The following is a 23,327-nucleotide window of genomic DNA, read 5'->3' on the forward strand; positions in this document are numbered from 1 at the left end:
ACCGGTTGGTGTTCGGTCCCGAGCGGAACAGTCGGGGAGTGACGTCCGAAACCCGAAGGTGGGAGACTACGCCTTCCCCACGCCGGAAGTCATCCCCTCGACGATCTTCTGCTGGAAAAAGAACATGAAGAGCAAAAGCGGGATCAGCGAGAGGAACACCGCGGCGGTGATCGTCCCCCACGGCGTGGAAAACTGGTTGCCGAACAGCGCGATCCCGACGGTGATGGTCCGCTTTGAGTCTTCGGTCATGAACGTGAGCGCGAACAGGAACTCGTTCCACGCGTAGATGAACACGATGATCGCAGCCGTCGCCATCGCCGGCATCGACACCGGGAGGATGATGCGGAACAGCACGCCGATCCGCGAGAGCCCGTCCATCAGCCCCGCCTCCTCCAGGGAGTCGGGCAGTTCCTTGAAATACGCCTGGAAGATCCAGACCGCAAACGGGAGCTGAAACGCGGCGTACGGCAGGATCAAGCCGAGGTACGTGTTCAGTCCGAGGAATCCGCCGACCGGCGTCCCCCCGAGGTCGATGGCCAGCTTGTACAGCGGGATCAGCCGCGAGATGAACGGCAACAGCGCCGTGAACAGGATCAAAAGTAGGACCGGAAGCTTATATCGGAAGTTCAGCCGCGAGAGGGAGTACCCCGCCAGGGCCCCGAGCGCCACGTCAAGGACCGCGGTCCCCGACGCCACGATGAGGCTGTTGAGCAGGTACTGCCCCACCGGGCGCTGGGCGAGCGCCGTCTCGTAGTTCTCGAGCGTGAGCGGATACTGCTGGACGATGCTGATCCCGTTCTCGAAGGAGACCGTGTACGGCAGATACTCGATCGGGAACACGAACAGCTCCCCCGAGGGTTTCAGCGAACTGATCAGGATCCAAAACACCGGGAACATCGAGATCAGGACAATCGCAAGGATCGAACCGAAATACCCCAGGCGCTTGCCGACCTCCCAGAACGCGACGTCTTCGAGCGTGAGGTCGCGGACGCTCATCTCACCGCACCTCCGGCTCGTAGAGGGTCGTGACGTAGACTAACGCAATCACCAGCGCGATCAGCGTGATCAGAGTCGCCGCTGCCGACCCGGTCGCGAACCCGCCGTTGGTCGGCCCGGGGTTGTTGTACGCCGCCTGTTGGGCGTACAACACCAGCGTTGCGGTCGCCTCCCCGGGTCCGCCACCGGTCAGCCCGAACGGAAGCCCGAACGCCTGAAACGCCGGTAGCGTCCGGAAGATGAGCGCCACCAGAAGCGTCGGCTTCAGGAGCGGGAGCGTGATGTCGCGGAACTGCCGCCACCGGGAGGCGCCGTCGATCCGGGCGGCCTCGTAGAGCTGGTCCGGGATGCTCGACAGCCCCGCAAGCAGGATCAACGCCATGAACGATGTGGTCTTCCAGATGGTGATTCCGGTCATCGTGTACAACGCGATGTCCGGCTTCGAGAGGAACGCGTACGGCTCCGCGAGGAGCCCCAGTCGGACGAGAATGTCGCTGATGACACCGTAGTCCGGGTGGAGCATCCACGCCCACACCTTCGCGTTGATCACCGTCGGCAGCGCCCACGGGAACAGGATCGCTGCTTGGGCGACGTATTTGTATGTGAACTCCTTCTGGAGCAGGAGCGCCAACCCGAGCCCGAACACGAGTTCGGCGGGAACGCTCACGAACGTGTAAAACATACTCACGCCGAAGGCGTTCCAAAACCGGGTCTCCCCGATGGGAAGCAGGATCTGTCGGTAGTTCTCCAAGCCGACGAACGCCCGTTGCTGGCCGGGGAGTTCGATGACGTACCCCGTGTGGAGGCTGGCCCAGACTGTGTCGAGGATCGGGTAGAACGACAGCCCCAGAAGGAACAACAGAACCGGCGTCAGCAGGACCGTCGCTAGCTCCTCTTCGGTCAGCCTGAGCTCGCGATACCGTCTGAGACGGGCGCGAATCCCTTCCTCGCCCGGCCGCGCGATGGTGTCCTGTACGTTTGCTATCGAGTCCGCCATTACGCTTGGGTGTTCCCGTACATCATTATAAATATGGGTGATTGTTCGGTGAGCGTGGCCGCGCGGTCCGAGGCCAACCGACCGGGCCGGTCACCCGTTGTTGATTTCGCTGTCGATCTCGGCTTGGGCGTCGTTCAACGCCTCCTCGGGGGACTTTGTCTGGGTGAGCGCGCGGTTGCACTCGGTGTACACCAGGTTCGAGAACTGCGAGTATTGGGCGGTCGCGGGGCGGGCACTGGTCTGCTGGAGGATCTCCGAGAAGATGTCGAGGTTGCCCGGTTTGTCGTAGTCGCTGTCCTCCCAGTAGCTGTCCTCGTAGAGCTCCTGGCGGACCGGCAGTCGGCCGTGTTCGCCCGACAGGATCTCCTGGGCCTCGAGCGTCCCGGCGTACTGTGCGAACTCCTGGGCCGCGGCCGCGTTCTCGGTGAAGTTGTTGATGAACAGGCTCCACCCGCCCAGACAGGAGTTGTTGGCGTCGGGGTTGCCCTCGGCTTTCGGCATCGTCGTCACGTCGAAGCTGTCGGTGACGGGGGTGTCGTCCTGGAACAGGCCGTACGCGTACGGCCAGTTGCGCATGAACATCGTCCCGCCCTGTTGGAACGTCTGGCGGTTCCCGTCGGTCCCGCTGGACGGGATCGACTCGGGAGTGACGTCGTGTTCGTAGATCAGGTCGACCGCATGTTGGAGCGCCTGGATCCCCTCCTCGGAGTTGACCACCAGGTTGCCGTCGCCGTCGCGGATGGAGCCGCCGAAGCCCCACACCCAGTTGAGCCACATGATGGTCAACCCCTCGTTTGCACCGCCCTGCCAGATGTAGCCGTTCTCGCAGGCGTCGATCTGTTCTTTGGCCTCCTGTGCGATGTTGACGACCTCCGTATACGTCGCCGGCGGCTCGTCGTAGCCGAGCGCCTCGAGCCAGTCGCTCCGGTAGTAGAACCCGTTGGCATCGGTGAACATCGGCATCCCGTAGGTGCTGCCGTCGAGGGTGACTGCCTCGACCGGCGTCGACAACATGGTGTCCATGTTCCCGTCGGGGTCGGAGACCGACGTAGCCCACCCGGCGCCGACGAACTCCGCCGGCCAGACGACGTCCATCATCCCGACGTCGAAGCTACCGGACTGGGCGGCAAACTGGTTGATGTAGTACTCGCGGGTCGAACTCGACTCCGCGGGCGTTCCCTGGGTCTCGAGCGTGGCGTCGCTCGCCGCGTTGAACTGCCCGGCGAAGTCCTGCGCCGACGGCTCGAACGACGAGATGTGGACGAAGTTGACCTCGCCGGAGACGCCGCCGCCGCTGTCGTCCATCTCGGTGCTGCCGCCGCTGTCTCCCTCGGAGTCGCTTTGGGTGTCGGTGTCGCCCCCACTGCCGTCGCCGCCACCGCCTCCCGAACAGCCTGCCAGTGCGGTACCACCGGCGACTGCGATTCCCTGCAGGATACGACGCCGCTCGATCGGCTTGTCATTCGCTGCCATAGTCTCACGGTACAGTAATACACTATTTATAATTTTGGATTCTGCCCGTGTGATATTGCGTCCGGCGGGGCGACGGGGTCCGGCCGAGTGCGGGCGGTTCCGACTACTCGGCGTCGGCCATCGCCGAGACGTCCGCCCACACCTCGTCGTCGACGGTGATGGCGCCGGTGTCGGCCGCGGCGGCCGACGACTCCCCGGGAAGCCGGATTCCGTCGAACCCCGCGGCGGTGTCTCCGGCTTTCAGTTCCGCGACGAACTCGTTCACGCGGTCGGTGAAGCCACCCCCGCCGAGGGCCTTGGGGTCGATCGCGAGGAACAGGTCGCCCTTCGTACACGCGTCTTCGGTGTGGTAGGTGCCCGTCACGTCGGTCCCTATGGCCGCGCCGACCAGCCCGCCGGCGAGGATCTCGACCGCGATCGCGAGTCCGGAACCCTTCGCGCCGCCGAACGGCCTGATGACGCCGTTCAGCGCCGCTTCCGGGTCCCGCGTGGGATTGCCGTCGGCGTCGAGTGCGACGCCTTCCGGGAGCGTTTCGCCGTTCTCCCTGGCGCGGAGGACCGTCCCGCGGGCGATGCTCGACGTCGACATGTCCAGGTTGAACGGCGGGTCCGACGGGATCCCGACCGCGATCGGGTTCGTCCCGAGAATCGGCTCGGCGCCGCCGTGGGGCGGCATCGCGGGCTCGGTGTTCGTGACCGCAACCGCGACGTAGCCGGCCTGCCGGACCACGTCGGTGTAGTAGCCGAGCATTCCGAGGTGGTTAGTGTCGTGGACGCCCACCGCGCCGATCCCGTAGTCGTCGGCCCGCGCGGTCGCCTCGCCCACCGCCTCGCGGGCGACGACTGGACCCAGCCGCGACCCGCCCGAGAGCGTTGCCGCCGCCCCGGCGTCACGGACGACCTCGATGTCGCCGTCGGGATCGACGTTGCCGTGTTCGATCCCGCGGACGAACCGCGGGAGGCGGAGCAGCCCGTGCGACTGTTTGTCACGGGCGTCGGCGCTCACGAGCACCGTCGCGGTCGTCGCCGCGTCGGCCGGCGTGATGCCGTGGGCCTCGAGCGCCGCGGTCGCGACGGCCTCGGCCCGCTCGCGTTCGACCCGCATTACGTCGAGGGGCCGATCCGGTGGATGGCGAACTGGCTCTCACCCAGCGCCTCGCTCATGGTGAGTTTCCCGTCGACGATCCGGGTGAGGTTGTCCCAGAGTTGGTCGGCCGCCCAGTCGTAGTCCTCATCGCCGACCAGGGCCTCGCTCACGTCGACGTCGGTCTCCTCGGGCACCCGCTCGCGGCTGTTGGGGTTCCCCGTGATCTTGATCGTCGGCATGATGGCGTTCGACAGCGTGTGGCCCTGCCCGGTCGAGATGACCATGAAGTGAGCGCCGCCGGCGCCGATCCCGGTGACCGACTCCGCGCCGTGGCCCGGGGTGTCCATGATGTACATCCCGGAGTCGCCCGGGATCTTCGCGCCGTAGTCGACGATGTCCTGGATCGGGCCGTTGCCGGACTTCACGAGGGCGCCCAGCGACTTCTCCTCGATCGTGGTCAGCCCGCCGTCCATGTTGTCCGGGGTCGGCTGGGCGCCGCGGACGTCGTAACCGGTGTCTTTGAGCCGCTGGTCCCAGTGTTCCACGCGGTCGAGGACCTCCTGTTTGACGTCGTCGTTCACCGCGCGCTCGGCCAACTCGTGTTCGCCGCCGAAGAACTCGGCCGTTTCGGCGAACACGCCGCGGCCGCCGTGGTCGTCGATCAGCCGCCAGACCGCCTTGGCGGTGGCTTTGTGCTGACACAGTCCGCTCGTGGTGTCGGAGGTGGCGCAGTTGATGCCGAACGTGAGGTTGGAGTAGTCCGCGGGCACCCGGCGCTGGTCGCTGGCGTCGAGCACCATCTCCTGGGCGGCGTTCACGGTCGCCTGCAGCGCGTTCATAACGCCCTTCTCCTCGTGGATGTTGATCGACGCGCTCGGCCGCCCCGTCTCGGCGACGTCGCTCGCGAGTTCGTCGCCGTCGACGATCTCGCCGGCGTGAGCCACCACAACGGTGCCGTAGACGTTGGGGTGGGTGCCGTACCCCAGCAGGGTGCGGTAGGTCTGGAACACGTCGGGTTTGGTCTGACACCGACCCAGCGGGTGGGTGATCGGCACCGTGTTCTCGGTGATCTCCGCCGCGCGCTTCACCGTGTCGTTGGCGTACGGCGCCGTCGAGATGATCGCGACGTGGTTCCGAATGCCGACGCTGCCGTCGTCGCGTTCGTACCCCAGGAACTCGCTCACGCTTCGGCCTCCGCTTCGTCGGCCGCCAGATCGCCGCGGCCGTAGTTGGACTCGACGTTGTGGACGTGGACCCACGCGCCGGCGTCGATGTCCTCGGTGGCGTTACCGATGCTCTTGCCGTACTTGACGATGGTCTCGCCCGCCGGAATCTCCTCGAGGGCGATCTTGTGACCGAACTCGACGTCGGCCAGCGCCTCCACGGTGACTGTGCTGTCGCCCACCGCGACCTCGAGCGTCTCTCCCGCCTCGATCTCCCGCAACGCCGTCGCGACGTTGTCTTCGGGTTCGACCACCTGAATATGTCGTTCTACCATACGCGTCCGTGGAGTCACCGGCAACCTACAAAGCGTTTACGTCCGGGTCGGCGCCGTGGGCGGCGTGGTTGCGCATCCGGGCTCACAACAGAACCGTCACCGCCAGGTACGCCACCCCGGTGACGAGCAGGAACTGTGCGAGCACCACGGCGATCGGGGTGACGCCCGTCGCGCGGAGCCGCCGGGGGTTGAGATCCATCCCCAGTCCCACGAACGCGACGGTGAACAGCCAGTCGCTTGCGGTCGAAAGCGACGCGCGGGCGCCGGCGTCCAGCAGGCCGGCGTTCGCGATCACCACGACCCCAAGAAACCCGAGCAGGAACTTCGGAAACCGGTACCACACCTCTTTGGGCCCCGGCCGCTCCCCGCCGGCGGTGGCGTGGTGGACGGCGTATCCGACCGCGAGCACCCCGATGAACGCGTTCCGGACCAGTTTGGTCACCGTGGCCCACTGGCCGGCCACGTCGGAGACCGCAAAGCCGACCGCCGCCGCCGGCCCGGTCGAAAAGAGGCTGAGCCCGGCCCACACCCCGTAGACCGGGTCGGGCAGCCCGAGCGCGACGCCGACCGTGGGGAACACCAGCAGCGTCGCCGCGTCGAACAGCAGCACGGTTCCCGCCGCGTACGTGATGTCGGCCTCGTCGGCACTGATGCTCCCGGCGACCGCCAGGACCGCCGACACGCCGCAGACGCTCGCGCCCGCCGACAGCAGCGACCGGGTGGTCGGCTCGACACCCGCCACCCGGCCGATCGACTCCCCGAGTACGACCCCGAACACCACCACGCCCGCGGCCAGTACGATCACCACGGGGCCGGTGTCGACGAGTTGGGTCACGGTCAACCCCGCTCCGAGCAGGACGATTCCGGTCTCCAACAGCAGTTTGTACTGGTCAACGCCCGCCCGGATCCACCCCGGGAGGTCGACTGCGGCCGCGACGGCCACTCCGGCGACGATCGCGACGACGAAGGGGCTGAACGGCGTGGCCCGGCCGAGTTCCCGGGCGACGATCCCGAGCACGGCTAAGAGCGCCACTCCCGGGAGCACCCCCCGGACGCTGTCCCGACCCATCAGACCACGCCGGCGGCGTACAGGAGGGTGATCGCCACGCCGACGAGCGTCGCCTTCCAGCCTCGGTCGACCGACGCGAGACGCTCACGGATCCGCGACAGCGTGCCATCGGGTCCGTCGGGCGGTGGCGTTCGGCTATTCATGGACGTTCTTGTGTTGGAAAACATCGCATATAAACGCACACCATCTTCGCCACGGGTGCTGGGTCGCGGCTACACTCCGTTCACGACGTGTGCTGGGTCGTGGCTACACGGCGTTCACGACGTGTGCTGGGTCGCGGCTACACGGCGTTTACAACGTGGGTCGGGTCGCCGCCGGTCAGGACGTCCCGAACGATTTCAGCGGCCCGCCGCCGGCGGTCCTCGGCCGACTCCGCAGAGTACCACGCCACGTGCGGGGTCGTGACGACTCGCGGGTGGTCCCGGAGCGGGTGGTCGGCTACGGGGGGTTCCTCAGGGAAGACGTCCAGCCCGGCCCCGCCGAGTTCGCCCGCCTCGATGGCGTCGTAGAGGTCGTCGACGTCAACGATCGGACCGCGGGCGACGTTGATCACGACTGCTGAGTCGTCCAGCCGTGCGAACGCGTCGGCGTCGAGCAGCCCGCGGGTGTCGTCGGTCAGCGGCGAGTGGACGGTTACGACGTCCGCGCGGGCACACAGGTCCTCGAAGCTCGTCAGGGCCGCGGGGTCGTCGGCGACGTCCTCGGGGTTGAGAAAGGGGTCGCTCGCCACCACGTCGGCACCGAGCGCGGCCGCCAGGGCACCCACCTCGCGGCCGATGGCGCCGTAGCCGACCACGCCGACGGTCCGGGTGGAAAAGCGGTGTAACGGGAGCGCAGCGCCGCGGTCCCACCCGCCCGCCGCGACCGAGGCGTCGTACCGCTTCAGCCCGCGGGCCAGCGAGAGCATCAGCGAGAGCGCGTGGGTCGCCACCTCCTCGTGGCAGTAGTCGGGGACGTTTGTGACCGGAATCCCGCGATCGGCCGCGGCCTCGACCGCGACGTTGTCGACGCCGATACCGTACCGAGCGATGACCTGGCAGTCGTCCATCTCCGCGACCGCGTCGGCGTCGATGTCGTAGCGGAGATTGAGCACCGCGTCCGCGTCGGCCAACCGCTCGTCGGCGTTGGTCGGGACGTCGCCCACGTCGTCGGCGAGTTCGACGACCTCCGCGACGCCGTCGAGCACCTCGCGTTCGATCCCCAGATCCTCGAAGTCGTGGTCGGTCACGACGACCGTGTGGTCGGTCATACCACGAGCTCCGAGCCGTCGGTGAGATACTCCGCGACCAGGTCGCGGTTCAGTTCCACGCCGAGGCCCGGCCCCTCGGGGAGGTCGATATAGCCGTCTTCGAGGATCGGCCCCGACCCACCCGTCCGGGTGACCATGTCGTTCCACCACGGCACGTCCCGGGCGTGCCACTCCATACACAGGAAGTTGGGGATCGCCGCCGACACGTGAGCGCCCGCGACCGTCCCGAGCGGGCTGGAGATGTTGTGCGACGCGATCGGTACGCCGTAGAGGTCACACACCGTGGCGATGTCGACGTACTCGCCGAGCCCGCCGCACTTGTTCACGTCGGGCGCGGCAATGTCCAACATCCCCTCCCGGGCAGCGTGGTTGAACTGGTCGACTGTCACCAGGTTCTCGCCGGTCAGCACCGGTGTGTCCAAGGCGTCGGTGACGCGGGCCTGCGACTCCGTTTTCTGCGGCGGCACGGGGTCCTCGATCCACGCCAGGTCGAAGCGTTCGAGCTTCGTCCCCAACCGGACTGCGGTCTCGGTGGTGAAGTTCCAGTGGAGGTCCACCCCGAGGTCGACGTCGTACCCGACCTCGTCGCGGACGGCCTCGATGAGGCTGACTTTGTGTTCCAAGGCGGCGTTGTCCATCCGTCGGTTGGCTTCGTCGTAGTCGGCGTGTGTGGGCACGTCGAGGTCGAACTTCAGCGCCTCGAACCCCTCGTCGACGACTTCCCGTGCCGCGCGGGCGTACGACTCCGGCGTGTAGATGTCCTGGGGGTCGTGTTCGCTCGCCTCGCCCAGCGACTCCCCGCCGTGGGTGTCGCAGTAGATCTTGATCTCGTCGCGGTACTTTCCGCCGAGGAGTTCGTAAACGGGCACATCGAGGAGTTTTCCTTTGATGTCGTAGCACGCGGTCTCGATCGCGGTGAACGCGGCCCGGCCGATCCGGCCGCACCCGGTGTATCGCTGTTCGAGTAGCTCCCGAACCCGGTCGGTGTCGAGCGGGTTCTCCCCAGCCAGATCGACGTCCATCCGGTCGGCCATGTCCAGCGCAGCCTCCGCGCGGAACGTCTCCCCGAGGCCGTAGACGCCGGCGTCGGTCTCGACTTTCACGATCCCCCAGGTGAAGTTCCCCGCGACCGCCATCGTCTCGATGCCGGTGATCGACACGTCGCGCTCGGGGGGCCGGTGCGTCTCTTCCATTCCCATGTCCCGCCACGGCACGCCGCCGCCCTGCGGAATCCGGTAGTCGGGTTGCTCGTCGTCTGTCATCACCCGGGCAGTCGGCGAATACACCGTTAAACATTGTGGTGTTCTCGGCGACAGCCCCCAGACGACCCGCTCGGCTGTCGCCGTTGCCAGCGCGGGACCCTCGCCGAACGTCTCTTCGGCCCGTCGCCAGCGACGGTCGGGCGAGCAGCGCGTCGATGTCGGGCGCGGCAGTCGTTGGCCGCTGGATCGACGCGCTGCCGCACACCCGGTCCGGGGAAGCGGGGCAATTTTAACCCTGTGCTGCGCGCTCCAAACCGAGTATGACCACCGAACGCGTAACCGTCACGGGTGTGGCCGACTACACTGTTGACGGCAACACCGTGGTATTCGACTGCGACACGGCCGCCCCCGATCCCGTCACACCCCGGAGCCTGCCCGTGACGTTGACCGTGTATGGCCCCCGAACCTTCCGGTTCGAGCTCCGGGCGACCCCCGAGGTTCCGGCCGACGACGAGTATCCCGAACTCGACATCGACGCCGTCGCGACCGGTGTCGACCTCGGGACGACCGAGACCGAGGGGTCACTCGTTATCGACACCGGCGCGCTCAGGATCACGGTCGGGCTCGACGAGTGGGCCTTCACGGTCGCCGACGCCGACACCGGGGAGACGGTCTTCGAGGAACAGCGGTCCGATCCAGACGTGTTTGGCCGCCGACGCGTCGACCCGCTGGGGTTCACCCAAGCGGAGATCAACCACAACCCTCGGAAGGTGACCGAGACGGGCACGGCGTTCCGGCTGTCGCCCGGGGAGCGTATCTACGGCGCGGGCGAGCAGTTCACCGACTTCGACAGGCGCGGCCAGGAGATCGAACTCTGGCACGAGGAGCCGCTCGGAACCGAGACCGGACGGGCGTACAAGAACATCCCGTTTCACCTCTCGACGGCGGGCTACGGCCTGCTGGTGGATACCACCGCTCGGGTGACCTACGATTTCGGCAACGAGTCGACCGCGTCGGGGACGGTGGGGGTCGACGGCGACACCATGGCGTTCGTGTTCTTCTACGGGCCGGAGTTTCCGGACATCATCCGGCGGTACACCGCCGTGACCGGCCGCCCCAACCGGCCGCCCAAATGGTCGTTCGGCACCTGGATGTCCCGGCTGGGGTATGAGTCCCGGGCGGAACTGGAAGCGGTCGCCGACCGGCTTCGCGCGGAGTCGATCCCCAGCGACGTGCTCCACTTAGACCCCTTCTGGATGCGGGATCGCGCCTCGTGTGACCTGGAGTGGGACACCGACCAGTTCCCTGACCCCGAGGGGATGATCGAGGGGCTACGGGACGAGGGGTTCCGGGTGTCGCTGTGGGAACACCCCCACGTCCCGGTCGGCACTGACGCGTTCGCCGAGGGCGTCGCGGAGGGGTACTTCGTCACCGACGGCACCGGGAGCCCCTACGTGATGGATCACACCTGTCAGGGTGACTACCGCGGAGCAATCGTCGACTTCACCGACCCCGACGCGGTCGAGTGGTGGAAAGCCAAACACCGGCGGCTGCTCGAGCAGGGCGTGGCGGTATTCAAGACAGACTACGGCGAGTACGTCCCGGAAGACGCCGTCTTCGCCAACGGCAAGACCGGAACGTCGATGCACAACCTCTACCCCTACCTCTACAACGAGGCGGTTTACGAGGCGGTCGGCGAGGTCAACGGGGCCAGCGAGGCGGTGGTGTGGGGCCGGTCGGCGTGGACCGGGAGTCAGTCGTTCCCGATGCACTGGGGCGGCGACCCCCAGACCAGTTGGAACGGCATGAGCGCCGCGCTGCGTGGTGGACTGTCGGCGTCGCTGTCAGGGATCGCGCTCTGGAGTCACGACATCGGCGGGTTCCGGGGGACGCCGTCGGCGGACCTCTACGTCCGGTGGGCGCAGTTCGGGCTGCTGTCGTCGAACAGCCGGTGTCACGGAACCACGCCCCGGGAACCCTGGGAGTTCGGTTCGGAAGCGCTCGACGTCTTCCGGGCGTACGCCGAACTCAGGTACCGGCTGCTGCCGTACATTTACACCGCCGCGGAGGCCGCCGCCCGGACCGGGCTGCCGGTGGTGCGGCCGCTCGTGTTCGAGTACCAGAACGACCCTGCCACTCACACGCTCGACGATCAGTACACGCTGGGGCCGGACCTACTGATCGCGCCCGTGTTCGCCGCCGACACGGAACGCGACGTGTACCTTCCCGAAGGCGAGTGGCGGGACCACTGGACCGACGAGTATCACGAGGGCGGCCGGTGGGTCACGGTCGATGCCCCGCTGGAGCGACAGCCGATGTTCGTCCGGGCGGGGAGCGTGGTCCCACAGCGGGAACCGACACAGCGGACCCGTCCCGGCACTCCCGAACACCTCGAACTCCACGCCACAGTGGGCCGTGGCCGAGAGGTCGCAGAGGGGCGGGTCTACGACGAGGACGCCGACACGATGGTCTCGGTGACCGTCGACCACGACGGACAACGGGTCACAGTCGAGTGCGGCGAGGTGAGCGCCGGGGCCGTCACCGTGGTGCTCCGAACCGCCGACCGGGTGTCAACGCCGGCTGCCCTCGTCGTCAACGGGGAGTCGCTCGCACGCGTTGGCGAGGATCCGGACGCGGGAGAGTGGGCCGTCACGGACACCGGGTCGGTGGTGGCGCAGTGGTGAGGGGCCACGGAATACGGACCCCGCAGCCGTACCCCAGTCCCCGCCGACACGGTGTCGCGACACGACCCCGGTGAATGGAAGGGATTTATTATGTGAGATGTGAAACGTGCGGCAACACACGATGGGTCGACTAGACATAAGACAACTGACGAAGACCTTCGACGAGGGGGAGAACGTGATCGTCGCCGTCGACGAACTCGACATCACGGTTGAAGACGGTGATTTCCTCGTGCTCGTGGGGCCCTCGGGGTGTGGGAAGTCAACGACGCTCCGCTGTATCGCGGGGTTAGAGCGGGCGACATCCGGACGGATACGGCTCGACGGCCGGGACATCACCGACGCGAAACCGAAGAATCGGGACATGGCGATGGTGTTTCAGAACTACGCCCTCTACCCGCACATGACCGTCCGCCGGAACATCGGGTACGGGCTGAAGATCACCACCGACCTGGACAGTTCCGAGATCAACGACCGGGTCGAGGACACCGCAGCGCTCCTCGAAATCCCGGACCTCCTTGACAAGAAGCCGAAAGAGCTCTCGGGCGGCCAACAGCAGCGCGTTGCGCTCGGGCGGGCGATCATCCGCGAACCCGAGGTGTTCCTCATGGACGAGCCGCTGTCGAACCTGGATGCGAAGCTCCGAACCACGATGCGGACCGAGATCCAGCAGCTCCAGCAGGACATGGGCGTGACAACCATCTACGTCACCCACGACCAGACCGAAGCGATGACCATGGGCGACAAGATTGCGGTGCTTGACGGCGGCGAACTCCAGCAGCTCGGCACGCCGCTTGAGTGTTACCACGAACCCACAAACCAGTTCGTCGCGGGGTTCATCGGCTCCCCGTCCATGAATTTCATCGACGTAGAGCGGAGTGGCGACACCCTCGAAGCCGGCGCCTTCTCGTATCAGATCTCCTCGGAGACCCGAAACGCGGTTGATACCGCCTCGAGCCGGCTCACGATGGGTATCAGACCCGAGCACATCGAGCTCGGTACGGCCGAGGAACCGAACGCCGTTGCAACCGAGATCGAAGTCGTCGAGCCGATGGGGGAGATGACCTACGCGTACTTCACCGTCGGGGGGGCGACACACACCGCGAGCATCGACGGCGAGCGTCGCACCGTCGCCGGCGAACAGGTCCACGTAGTGTTTCCGGAGGACAAGATCCACCTGTTCGATCAGGCCGACGGGGCGGCGATCAAAAACAGCAACGTCGACCGACTCGGCGATCCCTCGAACCACCCCGAACCGTGACCCGACCGACCCTGCCACCCCGTCGGTGCGTCCGTTCGCCTCTCGCGAATAGTTAAGTACGACCCGTTCCACATCCGGGTATGGACAACGGAGACGCCTCGAAGGGACGCCGGATTCAGGCGGTCGAGATCTCGTGTGAGCTACTGACAGCACTCGAACGGTTCAACAGCGCGGGGGTGTCCGAGCTCGCGGCCGAACTCGGACGCTCGAAGGCCACGGTGCACAGCCACCTCGCAACGTTGCTCGACCAGGAGTTCGTTGTGAAGCAGGGCACCGAGTACGCGCTCAGCCTCAGGTTTGTGGAACTCGGCGAGCACGCCAAATCCGGCGTCGACATCCACGACATCGCGGGCGAAGAGGTGCCACGGGTAGCACGGGAAACCGGGGAAGTCGCGCAGTTCATGGTCGAAGAGCACGGCAAGGGGGTGTACCTGCACAAGGCACGCGGTGAGAACGCGATCCAGACCTCCTCGTACGTCGGGAGCCGGATGCAACTCCACTGCACGGCTCTGGGGAAGGCCATCCTGTCGCAGTTCTCCAGGGAGCGGATCCGAGCGATCATCGACGAGACGGGGCTGCCGCGCCACACGTCCAACACCATCACCAACTCTGAGGCGCTGTTCGCGGAGTTGGAGACGGTACGCGAACGGAACGTCGCGTTCGACGAGGAGGAGGTTGTCAAAGGACTCCGGTGCGTTGCCGCGCCGGTCACTGCGGGCGATCGGGCGGCTGCGATCAGTGTCTCCGGCCCAACGAGCCGGTTCAAGGGTGACCGGTTCCACGAGACGCTGCCGGAGTTGATCCGGGACGCGGCGAACGTCATCGAGGTCAACGCGGTGCAGGTGTAACCGTTCGCCCTCTGCGAACGCCGCGGCGGCTACCCGGGTCCCGACCGGCCGCGTGCTGGACGCGGGTTCGTCGCGGGAGGCTGTCTGCTCCGTCGCTCCGGTGGCGCGACACCCGTTGACTGCGTCCGGGAGTAGCCGGGGTCCAACCCGTGGCTCACGCGGTCGCACGACGGCAGTCGGTCAGATGTGTAACCACCTGCAGGCGCTGCTACACTCGCTTCCGACACCCGCTGAGGCTCAACCGCAGCCGAAGCGGTCCACGGGTCGGCTGCTCACGGCCCCGTTTGCGCGTCGCAAACGGCTCTGCGCACCTACCGGACGGAATCCCGACGTTTCGGGGGTGGAGCAACCACCGCCGCCCGAGTGGTGCCTTCGCGGAGTGGCGTCTCTTCCCGGACTGGATGCAAAGAACGCAGTACGGGCGGTGGTCTGATCCGTGTAGCAATTACAGTACTACTATTGTAATAGTATTCTGTTCGGCTTTCGTGAATGATGTCGCCCACCCGCCAGCCGTCCAGTGGGCAAAGAAGCTAATACGGCCAGCACACTTAGGATTCGGAGATGGCAGACGTAGTCGTGACCGGCAGCGGTGGGGACCTCGGCCGATGGGTCGTCGGGTCGCTGGTGCGTGCCGGCTGGCGGGTCAGATGCCTCGATCACGAACACCCCGCCGAGGACACGCCACCCGGCGTGACGGCAGTCGAAACCGACCTCACGGACGCCGGGGAGACGCTGGAGGCAGTCCTCGCGGTCGACCCCGAGGCGGTCGTCCACCTCGCCGCAGTGGGTCCGCAGTACTACGCCCCCTCGCGGGTGTACGAGAACAACACGCTCGCGGCGTACCACGTGTTGACCGCGGCGGGCGAGGCTGGCGCGGACGTGGTGTGGACGTCGAGCGAGTCGGTGTACGGGTGGGTGTTCGCCGAAGAGCAGGTGTTCCCCGACGCGCTGCCGGTCTCGGTCGATCACGCGTGTCGACCCGAAGACCAGTACGGAGTCTCGAAGGCCGCTGCGGAAGCGACCGCCGAGTCGGTGGCCCGCCGGTACGACGTTCCGGTCACCACGATCCGGCCCTCCTGGATCCAACACCCGGGCGCCTACGAGTGCACCGACGCCGACGGCGAAGACGTCGTGGACAACTTCTGGTCGTACGTGGATGTCCGGGACGTGGTCAGGTTGGTCCGGGCGGCGCTCGAATCTCCACCGGACGGCGAGGAAACGGTCCACGCCGCCGCTGCCGAGAACTACGTCGGTCGGCCAACCCGCGAGTTGTTCGAGGAGGCGTTCGGGTCCGTGCCGACGCCGTGTGACCTCGCGGGAACCGAATCGGCACTCTCCACCGCGAACGCGGGCGCGGCCTACGGCTGGGAACCCGAATACTCGTACCACGAGGCCGCGACCGACGACGTCGGTCCGTGGGACGAGTGGTAGCGGCGCCGCGGGCAGTCGGGGCGTGCCGGGTGAGAACGCGGTCCCGATCTCTCCGGACCACGATAAGACAGATACCACATATAACGGGAGTTGTATAGTTCAGATATCTTATCTTGGGTACTCTTTTCAGCTTTTTCGGGCGCTGAAATCCTATTTCTCCGCTTTTATTTCAACTCTCTATATAACCCATATATTTGATAGAATCCGGCGAGAGCTGGAACTGGGGCCCGTTGGAGGAAGACCGCGCCCGACCGCTCGCAATCCAGTTGGGGCCGCCCGGAGAATCAATCGACCCGATCGAACCGGTAAGTGAGCACCTCGTCGGTGTCGTCCCACGTGAAGTCGCCCGGATGGACCCGCTGCATCCGCCGTTTGTACGCCGCAAGCGACTCCGACCCTTCGCGTCGCGCGTCGGCGTCGGTGAAGTCGCCGAGCGTCCGGCGCTCGACGCCGGCCACCTCGAACGCGTCGCCGTCGATCTCGAAGGTGTCTCCCTCGGTGGCGTACCGGTTGCTCGCTCCGCGGGTCAACTGCGTGATCTCGCCGTCAGAAACGGACTGTTGGACGCGATCGTTCGGCAGGATGTCGTCGGCGTCGATCTCGGACATAGGGGGCGTAGAACCGGGATTCTCAAAACCCCATCGGGGCCGGGGGCGACCGTCGTCCACCACCCCGATCCACACAAGACGGTCGGACCGCGACTCCGAAGCGATGGACCGGCGACAGCTCTACCGCGACGGTCCGCTCGCGGCAGCGACGTGTGCGGTTCTCCCGGTCGGGTCCCTGTCGCTCGGCGTTGAGGGTGGCGTCTTCGTGACCCCGTTTCTCGCCGTCGCCGGGTGTGTCGGGATGGTGGGCGTCGAGGTGGTGTTGCTCCGGAGGCCGGAGCTGACGCGACGCCTCTGGGAGCGGCGGATCGTCTGGGGTGGGGTGCAGTTGTCGTGCTCGGTGGTGGCGGCCTCGCGGTGTGGCTCGGGGTCACGTGGGCCGGCGCCGTCACGCACTTCTTTATACCAGGACGAGATTAAACTTGGTGTGACGAACGACGCCGCAGACACCGACCGTGAGCTGTTGGGGCACGTGCTTCTCCCGGTTGCCCACGAGGACGACGCCCGGAAGACGGCAGCCGCCCTGGAGCCGTACGCTCCGGGTCGGGTGACGGCGCTCCACGTCGTCGAGAAGGGTGAAGGGGTCCCCGACAAGACGCCGGTCGCACAGTCCGAAGAGGTCGCCGAGGCGTCCTACGCCGCGGTCCGAGAGGTCTTTCCCGACGCTGAGGACCACACCGCGTACGCCCGAGACGTCGTCGGGGCGATCTTCGAGGCGGGAGCCGAGGTCGGGGCGACCGCGGTCGCGTACCGATCCCGGGACGGGAACCGGCTGGTACAGTTCCTGTCGGGTGATAAATCGCTTCGGCTGGTGACCGAGACCGACCGGCCCGTGATCGCGCTGCCGGACAGCAACACCGGCGGATGACCGAGGACGAACTCGCGAAGGACCTCGGCCTCGTGTCGGCTATGACCATCGGGATCGGGACGATGATCGGGGCGGGCATCTTCGTGTTGCCGGGAGTCGCCGCGAACGCGGCCGGGCCGATCGTCGTCGTCTCGTTCGTAGTCGGCGGGATCATCGCAATGGTGAACGCGCTGTCGGTCTCGGAACTCGGGACGGCGATGCCGAAAGCCGGCGGCGGGTACTACTACATCAACAAGGCGCTGGGGCCGATGTTCGGGTCGATCGCCGGGATGGGCGACTGGATGGGGTTGGCCTTTGCGTCGGCGTTCTACTGTATCGGGTTCGGCCAGTATCTGGCCGTTTTCGTCGGACTCCCCGAAATCGCGTTCCTGAACCCGATCCAACTCGGCGCCCTGATCGCGGGGGTCCTGTTCGTCGGCATCAACTACATCGGCGCGAAAGAGACCGGCGGGATCCAGACGGTCATCGTGTTCATTCTGCTCTCGATCCTCACCGCGTTCGCGGTCGCTGGCTTCTTCTCGTTCGACTACGCGACGCTGTCGGGCGCGGACGGGCTCACGCCGTTCGGCACCGGTGCGATCCTGCCGGCGACTGCGCTCGTGTTCGTCTCGTTTCTGGGGTACGCGAAGATCGCGACGGTGGCCGAAGAGTTGAAAAACCCCGGACGGAACCTCCCGATCGCGATCCTGGGCAGCGTGGGGCTCGTCACCGTCATCTACGCGATCCTGGTGACCACGATGCTCGGGATCGTGCCGTGGCCGGAGCTCAGCCAGGACGCCCCCGTCGCGCAGGCGGCGTCGATCGCGTTCCCGTCATCGGTGGGGCCGGTCGGCGGCGTCGCGGCCGCGGCCGCGGCCGTGATGACGATCGGCGCGCTGCTGGCGACCGCCTCCTCCGCGAACGCCTCGATCCTCGCGTCGGCCCGGATCAACTTCGCTATGGGTCGCGACAGGATCGTGACCGACTGGCTCAACGAGATCCACCCCAACTACGCGACGCCCTACCGGTCGATTCTGGTGACCGGCGCCCTCATCGTCGTGTTCATCGCGTTTCTGGGGCGCGAGATCGAGGTGCTCGCCAAGGCCGCGAGCGTGCTCCACCTCATCGTGTACGCGCTCTTGAACCTCGCACTCATTGTCTTCCGCGAGGCCGACGTCTCCGAGTACGACCCCGAGTTCACGGTTCCGTTATACCCGATCACGCCGATCCTTGGCGCGGTCCTGTCGTTGGGGCTCGTGGCGTTCATGGACGCGATCGAGATCGCGCTGTCGGGCGGGTTCGTCGTCGCGGCGGTGGTGTGGTACTTCCTCTACGCCCGCTCGGAGACGCCGAACCAGGGCGTGCTCTCGAACTACATCCGGAGTCGGGAGGCCGAACTCCCCGACCAGGTCGTTGACGCCGCCGACACCGTCGCCCCAACCGGTGACGAGGGGCCGACGGTCATGGTCGCGCTGTCGAACCCCCGGACCGAGAGCGCGCTCATCACGCTCGCCGGCGCCGTTGCGGAAGCCGAGGGCGGTCGCGTGCTCGCGACCCACATCGTCACAGTGCCCGACCAGACCGCACTCAGCCGGGCCGCCGAGAACAGGCAGCGGATCGAGGCGTCGTCGAAGGACCTGCTGTCGGCCGCGACGGCGGACGCCGAGGAGTTCGACGTCCCGATCGACACCAAGACCATCCTGTCACACCGGGGGATCGAGGAGGTGTTCGACGCGGCACAGACAAACGACGCCGACACGGTCGTCATGGGCTACGGCGGCGCGCAGTTCGCCGCCGGGCGGGTCGAGGGCGCGCTCGACGAACTCACCCACGACCTCCCGTGTGATTTCCTGGTGCTCGACGGCGCGGACCTCGACGTAACCGACGTGGTGGTCCCGACCGCCGGGGGGTATTCGTCGGACCTCTCGGCCGACGTGGCGCGGGCGCTCCGGACGACCGTCGGCGCGGACGTCTCGCTCCTCCACGCCGTCGATGCGGGCGAAGAGACGCAGGGCCGGGAGTTCCTGACCGGGTGGGCAGACGACCACGGCCTCCCCGACGCCGAGATCCTCGTCGAGACCGGGGGAATCGGCGACGTTCTCGGCCGCATCGGCGACGACTACAGCCTGGTGATCGTCGGGGCGACCGACAGGGGGCTGCTGTCGCGGATCGTCCGCGGGTCGCTCGTGATCGACGCGGTCGAAACCCTCGAGACGCCGGTGCTCCTGGCCGAGCGGCCGTCGGCGCGCTCGATCCGCGAGCGGCTGTTCGGGTGAGGCGCCGCCGGCCCTACTCGGGGCGGGCGACCACGGCGACGAACGGATCCGTCTCCGGACGGTCGCGGACGACGTCGACGGTACCGAGCCCGCCGGCGTCGCAGTACGACGACACCAGTTCCGCCCGTTCGTCCATGTCGGCCGTCCGCCACGCGCGGATCGCTTTTGTTGGGAACATCCGGTTGGTGAAGCTCACGACCACGACTCCGTCCGGCGCCAGCACCCGCTCGAACTCCGCGAACACCTCGCCCGGATACTGGAGATACTGCACCGACAGCGCGCACAGCACGGCGTCGAACACGCCGTCCGCCATCGGGAGGCTCCGATCCGCGTTGAGGTCCTGGAGGAACCACTCGTCGAACGCGTCGTTGGCGTCGAGTTCGGCACCGTTGAGGCCGTGGCCGACCACTCGGTCGTACCCGCGGGGTGGGAGGTGCGACACCCAGCTGCTCATCGCGTCGAGCACCCGGTCGCCGTCGGCGAGCACCGTATCGTACACCTCGGTGAGACGCCGACAGAACCCGTCGTCGGCGTGGGTCACGAACCGCGGGTCGTCGTAGAACGTCGCGTCGGATCCCGAGTCGATCTTCGACCGGTCGGTCTCGGAGAGGCGTGTCACGGGCCCCGATAGGAGGCCGGGACTAAAGAGCGGACCGCCGATCGGGGGTGGGTTGGGGCGGGCGGCGTGGGTTACTCCGTCGCGACCGTCGGGAGCACGGCCCACCACCCCTCGATGGCGCCGTCGAACAGCTGTTCGGGGACGAGCGGCGCGGGGACCGGCCGGAACCCCCCGCGGCGCATCGCCGCGACCCCGGGGTACCGCTGGACGGGGCGACCGGCGAAGTCACACACTCGGATCTGCTTGTCGCGGTCGCGGCGGTACGCGTACGGGAACCGGGCCCGCGGCGGACACGCCAGGGCGTCGACGCCCTCCAGCCGGGCGAGAACGGTGTCACCCGCGCGGAGTTCCAGCCACGGCGCGGTCGACTCACCGGGTTGCGCCACCGCCGGCGCGGGGGACGTGTCGCTGTCCGCGTCGGGGCCCTGTTCGGTGGGGTCGGAACGTCGAATCCCCGTCGGCTCCGGCGGTGTCCGCGTCTCGCGCCACACCACCTCCTGGCCGGTCGGCACCGCCGCATACCCGCCTTCTTCGAGGCGGATTCGGTCGGGTCCCGAGTAGAACCGCCGCCCGTTGTCGTCGGCCTCTGGGACCCCGGCCGGCGGGGCGAGCACCCGCTCGACGCTCTCGGCGACCTCGTGGGTCGGGACAACGAACAGCGTTGCCCGGCTTTCGTTCCGGTTGTTCCACACCCGCGAGAGCGTGATCGTCGGGTCGGCCTCCCGGAGCGGTTCGACCGCGACGGGCCGGCCCGGAGCCAAGAGCGCCTCGGTGGTCGGCGGGGTCGCTGCCTCGTCGGGCGGAGCCTCCGGTGAATCGCCGGCGCGGAGTGCGTTGTCGGCCGACTCGGTCGGGGTAGCGATCGCCGGCGGCTCAGCGGCGTCAGTCGATCGGGAGACCGTCCATCCGGCGCGGCGACACCGGTCGATCCCGGCCGAAAGCAGCGCGTCTGTCATGCTCCGAGGGTTCGGCCGCCGGGGGCAAGTGGGTTGTGTCCCCGACCGGTCCGGAGCACGGCCGAAGTGGCGGCGACGACCCGCCGGAGCGACGACGTCACCGGCCTCGAGTGACCCGGCCCGCTGCGCGGGCGTCTCACTCCCGCGTGCGGACCGTGACGCCGCCGGCGGGTGCGATCAGGTACGTCTCGGAGTCGTGCTCGGGGTACCGGTCGGCGTAGCGCGTTTCGAGGCCGCGGGCGACCGACTCCGCGCGGTCGGCATCGACGATCACGACCGCGGCCCCGCCCCACCCCGCGCCGGTCAGCCGCGCCCCGTGTGCGCCGGCGTCGACCGCCGCCCGGACGACGAAGTCGAGTTCCGGGCAACTCGCCTCGTAGTTGCCGGCGATGTCGCGGTGTGCCGTCACCAACACGTCGCCGAACCGGTCGAGGTCGCCGGCCGCGAGGGCGTCTTTCGCCTCGACGACGCGTCGGTTCTCCCGGCGGAGGTACCCCAGACGCCGGCGCTCCACCCCGGACAGCGCCGCGAGGTCGGCCTCGGTCACGGCCTTCGAGGAGTCCCGGCCGAGCCGGCTTAACGCGGCCTCAACAGTCGAGCGGCGCTCGTTGTAAGCCGATTCCACGAGCTCGCGTTCCACGCCGGTGTGGAACACGAGCACCCGCGCGTCGGCAGGGATGGAGACCGGGTCGTAGTCCAGCGTTTCCGTGTCGATGTGGAGCGCGGTGTTCGCCCGGCAGAGCGCCACGGCGAACTGATCCATGATCCCGCAGGAGACTCCGACGTAGTCGTTCTCCACCCGCCGGCCGAGACGCGCCAGCTCCGTCCGGTCGACCCCGAGGTCGTACGCCTCCTCGAGGAACGCGAGCACGGCGAGTTCGAGACTCGCCGACGAACTCAGCCCCGACCCGAGCGGGAGGTCGCCGCCGAGCTCCCCGCGGAACCCACCGGGGTTGTGACCCGCGGCCCGGAGGGCGTGGTAGACGCCTTTGACGTAGTCGAGCCAGGTGCCGTCGGAGTCAAACTCCGTCGGGTCGAACCGACCCGTGGCGTCGAGCGCGTCCGACCGGATCTCGACCGCGTCAGCGGGGTCGGCGACCAGTGAGGTGTGGAGGTCGGTCGCCACCGGCATCACGTCGCCGCCGGTGTAGTCAGTGTGCTCGCCGATGAGGTTGACTCGGCCGGGGGCGCGTACCTCGTACATTGCGTGAACAGCTCGATCGAAAGACGCCGGCGCTGGGTCATAAGTGGGTCGCTGTCGCGCCCGGATCCACGGGAGAGTTATGCCCGCAGGCGGCGATTTCGAGGTATGCGATTCGGAATAATCGGAACCGCGGAGATCGCTCAGAACGCACTGATCCCGGCCATCGAGCGGACCGACCACACGGTCGACGCCATCGCCTCCCGTGACGAGTCGCGGGCGCGCGCCGTGGCCGACGAGCTCGACATCCCGCGGGCGTTCGGCTCCTACGAGGCGCTGTTGGGCGCGCCGGACCTGGATGCGGTGTACAACCCGCTCCCGAACGGTCTCCACGGCGAGTGGACCAAGCGGGCGGCCGACGAGGGGCTCCACGTCCTCTCGGAGAAGCCGCTGACCGCCGACGCCGACGAGGCGGTGTCGGTGGTCGAGCACTGCCGCGACGCGGGCGTGACGCTGCTTGAGGGGTTCATGTACCGGTACCACCCCCGAACCGAACGCGCGGTGGAACTCGTCGAGGCGGAACTCGACGGCGTCCACGCGGTGAACGCGTCGTTCAAGTTCCGGCTCGACGGCCGGCCAGACGACGTGCGCCTGGACCCGTCGCTCGCCGGCGGCGCACTCGCGGACGTCGGCTGCTACGCGGTGTCGGCCGCGCGGCTGTTCCTCGGGGAGCCGGATCGGGTGTACGCCCACCGACGCGACTCCCGCGGCGCCGGGGTCGACACGGACGTAAACTACCCCACCCTACTCCCTCGGCGCATACGCGCCTCGGTTCTTGAGGGTGGGGCTTTGATGTGGACTCCCGGCAATCAGTCACCAGCAATAGGCCGGTGACTCTCCCCGTTCAACATCCCACCATTCACACGCAGGTCTACTTCTGCGTCTCCGCTCCCCGACTTGGGCGAGGAACGGAGTCTGTGTGTCCGCTTTCGGGCGTACCGTAGCCCGATATTCTTCGCTGCATTATAATCCGCGTTCACCTCGTATTCACACTTCTGGCAACAGAAGTGTTCTCCGTGGCGGTTGTC

General features: G+C 67.4%; 21 protein-coding genes and 1 pseudogene. 7 read left to right on the forward strand and 15 right to left on the reverse strand.

Translation table 11 applies throughout. The features are described 5' to 3' along the window. Window positions 1-66: 66 nt before the first annotated feature. The 10 genes from IEX72_RS10235 to IEX72_RS10280 all read right to left on the reverse strand — a co-directional run bounded on the left by IEX72_RS10235 (window position 67) and on the right by IEX72_RS10280 (window position 9,631). On the reverse strand, window positions 67-996 hold the full coding sequence (locus IEX72_RS10235; RefSeq protein ID WP_188787287.1) for a carbohydrate ABC transporter permease: 930 nt from the start codon (window positions 994-996) through the stop codon (window positions 67-69). A gap of 1 nt (window position 997) precedes the next feature. After that, on the reverse strand, window positions 998-1,993 hold the full coding sequence (locus IEX72_RS10240) for a carbohydrate ABC transporter permease (protein ID WP_188787288.1): 996 nt from the start codon (window positions 1,991-1,993) through the stop codon (window positions 998-1,000). 90 nt (window positions 1,994-2,083) lie between these two features. Further along, window positions 2,084-3,466: an extracellular solute-binding protein gene (locus IEX72_RS10245; protein ID WP_188787289.1), complete on the reverse strand. Its 1,383-nt coding sequence runs from the start codon at window positions 3,464-3,466 to the stop codon at window positions 2,084-2,086. A 103-nt stretch (window positions 3,467-3,569) separates the two neighbouring features. Next, window positions 3,570-4,571: an Ldh family oxidoreductase gene (locus tag IEX72_RS10250; RefSeq protein ID WP_188787290.1), complete on the reverse strand. Its 1,002-nt coding sequence runs from the start codon at window positions 4,569-4,571 to the stop codon at window positions 3,570-3,572. Continuing rightward, window positions 4,571-5,737, reverse strand: coding sequence for a UxaA family hydrolase (locus IEX72_RS10255; protein WP_188787291.1), 1,167 nt, complete (start codon window positions 5,735-5,737; stop codon window positions 4,571-4,573). The genes IEX72_RS10250 and IEX72_RS10255 overlap by 1 nt, the downstream gene beginning before the upstream one ends. Then, window positions 5,734-6,051 carry a UxaA family hydrolase gene (locus IEX72_RS10260; RefSeq protein WP_188787292.1) on the reverse strand — a complete coding sequence of 106 codons (318 nt, stop codon included), beginning with the start codon at window positions 6,049-6,051 and terminating at the stop codon, window positions 5,734-5,736. The genes IEX72_RS10255 and IEX72_RS10260 overlap by 4 nt, the downstream gene beginning before the upstream one ends. Window positions 6,052-6,133: 82 nt before the next feature. Beyond that, the gene (locus tag IEX72_RS10265; RefSeq protein WP_188787293.1) at window positions 6,134-7,120 is read right to left on the reverse strand and encodes a YeiH family protein; all 987 of its coding nucleotides are present in this window, start codon (window positions 7,118-7,120) and stop codon (window positions 6,134-6,136) included. Beyond that, window positions 7,120-7,263 carry a hypothetical protein gene (locus tag IEX72_RS10270; protein ID WP_188787294.1) on the reverse strand — a complete coding sequence of 48 codons (144 nt, stop codon included), beginning with the start codon at window positions 7,261-7,263 and terminating at the stop codon, window positions 7,120-7,122. The genes IEX72_RS10265 and IEX72_RS10270 overlap by 1 nt, the downstream gene beginning before the upstream one ends. Window positions 7,264-7,400: 137 nt before the next feature. Continuing rightward, a complete protein-coding gene (locus tag IEX72_RS10275; protein WP_188787295.1) occupies window positions 7,401-8,369 on the reverse strand; it encodes a C-terminal binding protein in 969 nt (322 codons plus the stop codon). Next, window positions 8,366-9,631, reverse strand: coding sequence for a mandelate racemase/muconate lactonizing enzyme family protein (locus tag IEX72_RS10280; RefSeq protein ID WP_188787296.1), 1,266 nt, complete (start codon window positions 9,629-9,631; stop codon window positions 8,366-8,368). The genes IEX72_RS10275 and IEX72_RS10280 overlap by 4 nt, the downstream gene beginning before the upstream one ends. A 260-nt stretch (window positions 9,632-9,891) precedes the next feature. Between IEX72_RS10280 and yicI the strand changes: the two genes are divergently transcribed. The 4 genes from yicI (at window position 9,892) to IEX72_RS10300 (ending at window position 15,792) form a co-directional block, all read left to right on the forward strand. Then, window positions 9,892-12,255 (forward strand): alpha-xylosidase, encoded by a 2,364-nt coding sequence (gene yicI, locus IEX72_RS10285; protein ID WP_188787297.1) that lies wholly within the window; start codon window positions 9,892-9,894, stop codon window positions 12,253-12,255. A gap of 121 nt (window positions 12,256-12,376) precedes the next feature. After that, on the forward strand, window positions 12,377-13,513 hold the full coding sequence (locus tag IEX72_RS10290) for an ABC transporter ATP-binding protein (protein ID WP_188787298.1): 1,137 nt from the start codon (window positions 12,377-12,379) through the stop codon (window positions 13,511-13,513). Window positions 13,514-13,593: 80 nt separating this feature from the next. Then, a complete protein-coding gene (locus IEX72_RS10295; protein ID WP_188787299.1) occupies window positions 13,594-14,361 on the forward strand; it encodes an IclR family transcriptional regulator in 768 nt (255 codons plus the stop codon). A gap of 561 nt (window positions 14,362-14,922) precedes the next feature. After that, the gene (locus tag IEX72_RS10300; RefSeq protein WP_188787300.1) at window positions 14,923-15,792 is read left to right on the forward strand and encodes an NAD-dependent epimerase/dehydratase family protein; all 870 of its coding nucleotides are present in this window, start codon (window positions 14,923-14,925) and stop codon (window positions 15,790-15,792) included. Between the two features lie 284 nt (window positions 15,793-16,076). Here IEX72_RS10300 and IEX72_RS10305 read toward each other — a convergent pair whose 3' ends face one another. Next, entirely contained in the window at window positions 16,077-16,400 is a 324-nt protein-coding gene (locus IEX72_RS10305) for an ASCH domain-containing protein (protein ID WP_188787301.1), read from the reverse strand. Window positions 16,401-16,827: 427 nt separating this feature from the next. On the opposite strand from IEX72_RS10305, the gene IEX72_RS10310 reads away from it, so the two are divergent. Then, a complete protein-coding gene (locus IEX72_RS10310; protein ID WP_188787309.1) occupies window positions 16,828-17,268 on the forward strand; it encodes a universal stress protein in 441 nt (146 codons plus the stop codon). After that, a complete protein-coding gene (locus tag IEX72_RS10315) occupies window positions 17,265-19,523 on the forward strand; it encodes an amino acid permease (RefSeq protein ID WP_188787302.1) in 2,259 nt (752 codons plus the stop codon). Before IEX72_RS10310 ends, IEX72_RS10315 begins: the two co-directional genes overlap by 4 nt. Window positions 19,524-19,536: 13 nt before the next feature. Here the strand turns inward: IEX72_RS10315 and IEX72_RS10320 are convergent, their stop codons facing one another. From IEX72_RS10320 to galK, 3 genes are all read right to left on the reverse strand, one after another. After that, on the reverse strand, window positions 19,537-20,142 hold the full coding sequence (locus IEX72_RS10320; RefSeq protein WP_188787303.1) for a class I SAM-dependent methyltransferase: 606 nt from the start codon (window positions 20,140-20,142) through the stop codon (window positions 19,537-19,539). A gap of 71 nt (window positions 20,143-20,213) precedes the next feature. Next, entirely contained in the window at window positions 20,214-21,098 is an 885-nt protein-coding gene (locus tag IEX72_RS10325) for a hypothetical protein (protein ID WP_188787304.1), read from the reverse strand. A 136-nt stretch (window positions 21,099-21,234) separates the two neighbouring features. Next, entirely contained in the window at window positions 21,235-22,302 is a 1,068-nt protein-coding gene (galK, locus tag IEX72_RS10330) for a galactokinase (protein ID WP_188787305.1), read from the reverse strand. Window positions 22,303-22,407: 105 nt separating this feature from the next. Here galK and IEX72_RS10335 point away from each other — a divergent pair. Further along, a pseudogene (locus tag IEX72_RS10335) lies at window positions 22,408-23,031 on the forward strand (Gfo/Idh/MocA family protein); the annotation flags it as partial. Between the two features lie 77 nt (window positions 23,032-23,108). On the opposite strand, the gene IEX72_RS15240 reads toward IEX72_RS10335, so the two are convergent. Continuing rightward, window positions 23,109-23,327 (reverse strand): zinc ribbon domain-containing protein (locus IEX72_RS15240; RefSeq protein WP_449405231.1); only part of this gene is annotated, 219 nt, incomplete at its 5' end.

Origin of the sequence: Halobellus salinus (assembly GCF_014646875.1) — an archaeon.
GTDB lineage: Archaea > Halobacteriota > Halobacteria > Halobacteriales > Haloferacaceae > Haloquadratum > Haloquadratum salinum.

Excerpts from the sequence above, each read along its gene's own strand:
- IEX72_RS10235 (WP_188787287.1), bottom strand. The coding sequence starts at position 996 with ATGAGCGTCCGCGACCTCACGCTCGAAGACGTCGCGTTCTGGGAGGTC.
- IEX72_RS10240 (WP_188787288.1), bottom strand. The coding sequence starts at position 1,993 with ATGGCGGACTCGATAGCAAACGTACAGGACACCATCGCGCGGCCGGGC.
- IEX72_RS10245 (WP_188787289.1), bottom strand. The coding sequence starts at position 3,466 with ATGGCAGCGAATGACAAGCCGATCGAGCGGCGTCGTATCCTGCAGGGA.
- IEX72_RS10250 (WP_188787290.1), bottom strand. The coding sequence starts at position 4,571 with ATGCGGGTCGAACGCGAGCGGGCCGAGGCCGTCGCGACCGCGGCGCTC.
- IEX72_RS10260 (WP_188787292.1), bottom strand. The coding sequence starts at position 6,051 with ATGGTAGAACGACATATTCAGGTGGTCGAACCCGAAGACAACGTCGCG.
- IEX72_RS10265 (WP_188787293.1), bottom strand. The coding sequence starts at position 7,120 with ATGGGTCGGGACAGCGTCCGGGGGGTGCTCCCGGGAGTGGCGCTCTTA.
- IEX72_RS10270 (WP_188787294.1), bottom strand. The coding sequence starts at position 7,263 with ATGAATAGCCGAACGCCACCGCCCGACGGACCCGATGGCACGCTGTCG.
- IEX72_RS10275 (WP_188787295.1), bottom strand. The coding sequence starts at position 8,369 with ATGACCGACCACACGGTCGTCGTGACCGACCACGACTTCGAGGATCTG.
- IEX72_RS10280 (WP_188787296.1), bottom strand. The coding sequence starts at position 9,631 with ATGACAGACGACGAGCAACCCGACTACCGGATTCCGCAGGGCGGCGGC.
- yicI (WP_188787297.1), top strand. The coding sequence starts at position 9,892 with ATGACCACCGAACGCGTAACCGTCACGGGTGTGGCCGACTACACTGTT.
- IEX72_RS10290 (WP_188787298.1), top strand. The coding sequence starts at position 12,377 with ATGGGTCGACTAGACATAAGACAACTGACGAAGACCTTCGACGAGGGG.
- IEX72_RS10295 (WP_188787299.1), top strand. The coding sequence starts at position 13,594 with ATGGACAACGGAGACGCCTCGAAGGGACGCCGGATTCAGGCGGTCGAG.
- IEX72_RS10300 (WP_188787300.1), top strand. The coding sequence starts at position 14,923 with ATGGCAGACGTAGTCGTGACCGGCAGCGGTGGGGACCTCGGCCGATGG.
- IEX72_RS10305 (WP_188787301.1), bottom strand. The coding sequence starts at position 16,400 with ATGTCCGAGATCGACGCCGACGACATCCTGCCGAACGATCGCGTCCAA.
- IEX72_RS10315 (WP_188787302.1), top strand. The coding sequence starts at position 17,265 with ATGACCGAGGACGAACTCGCGAAGGACCTCGGCCTCGTGTCGGCTATG.
- IEX72_RS10325 (WP_188787304.1), bottom strand. The coding sequence starts at position 21,098 with ATGACAGACGCGCTGCTTTCGGCCGGGATCGACCGGTGTCGCCGCGCC.
- galK (WP_188787305.1), bottom strand. The coding sequence starts at position 22,302 with ATGTACGAGGTACGCGCCCCCGGCCGAGTCAACCTCATCGGCGAGCAC.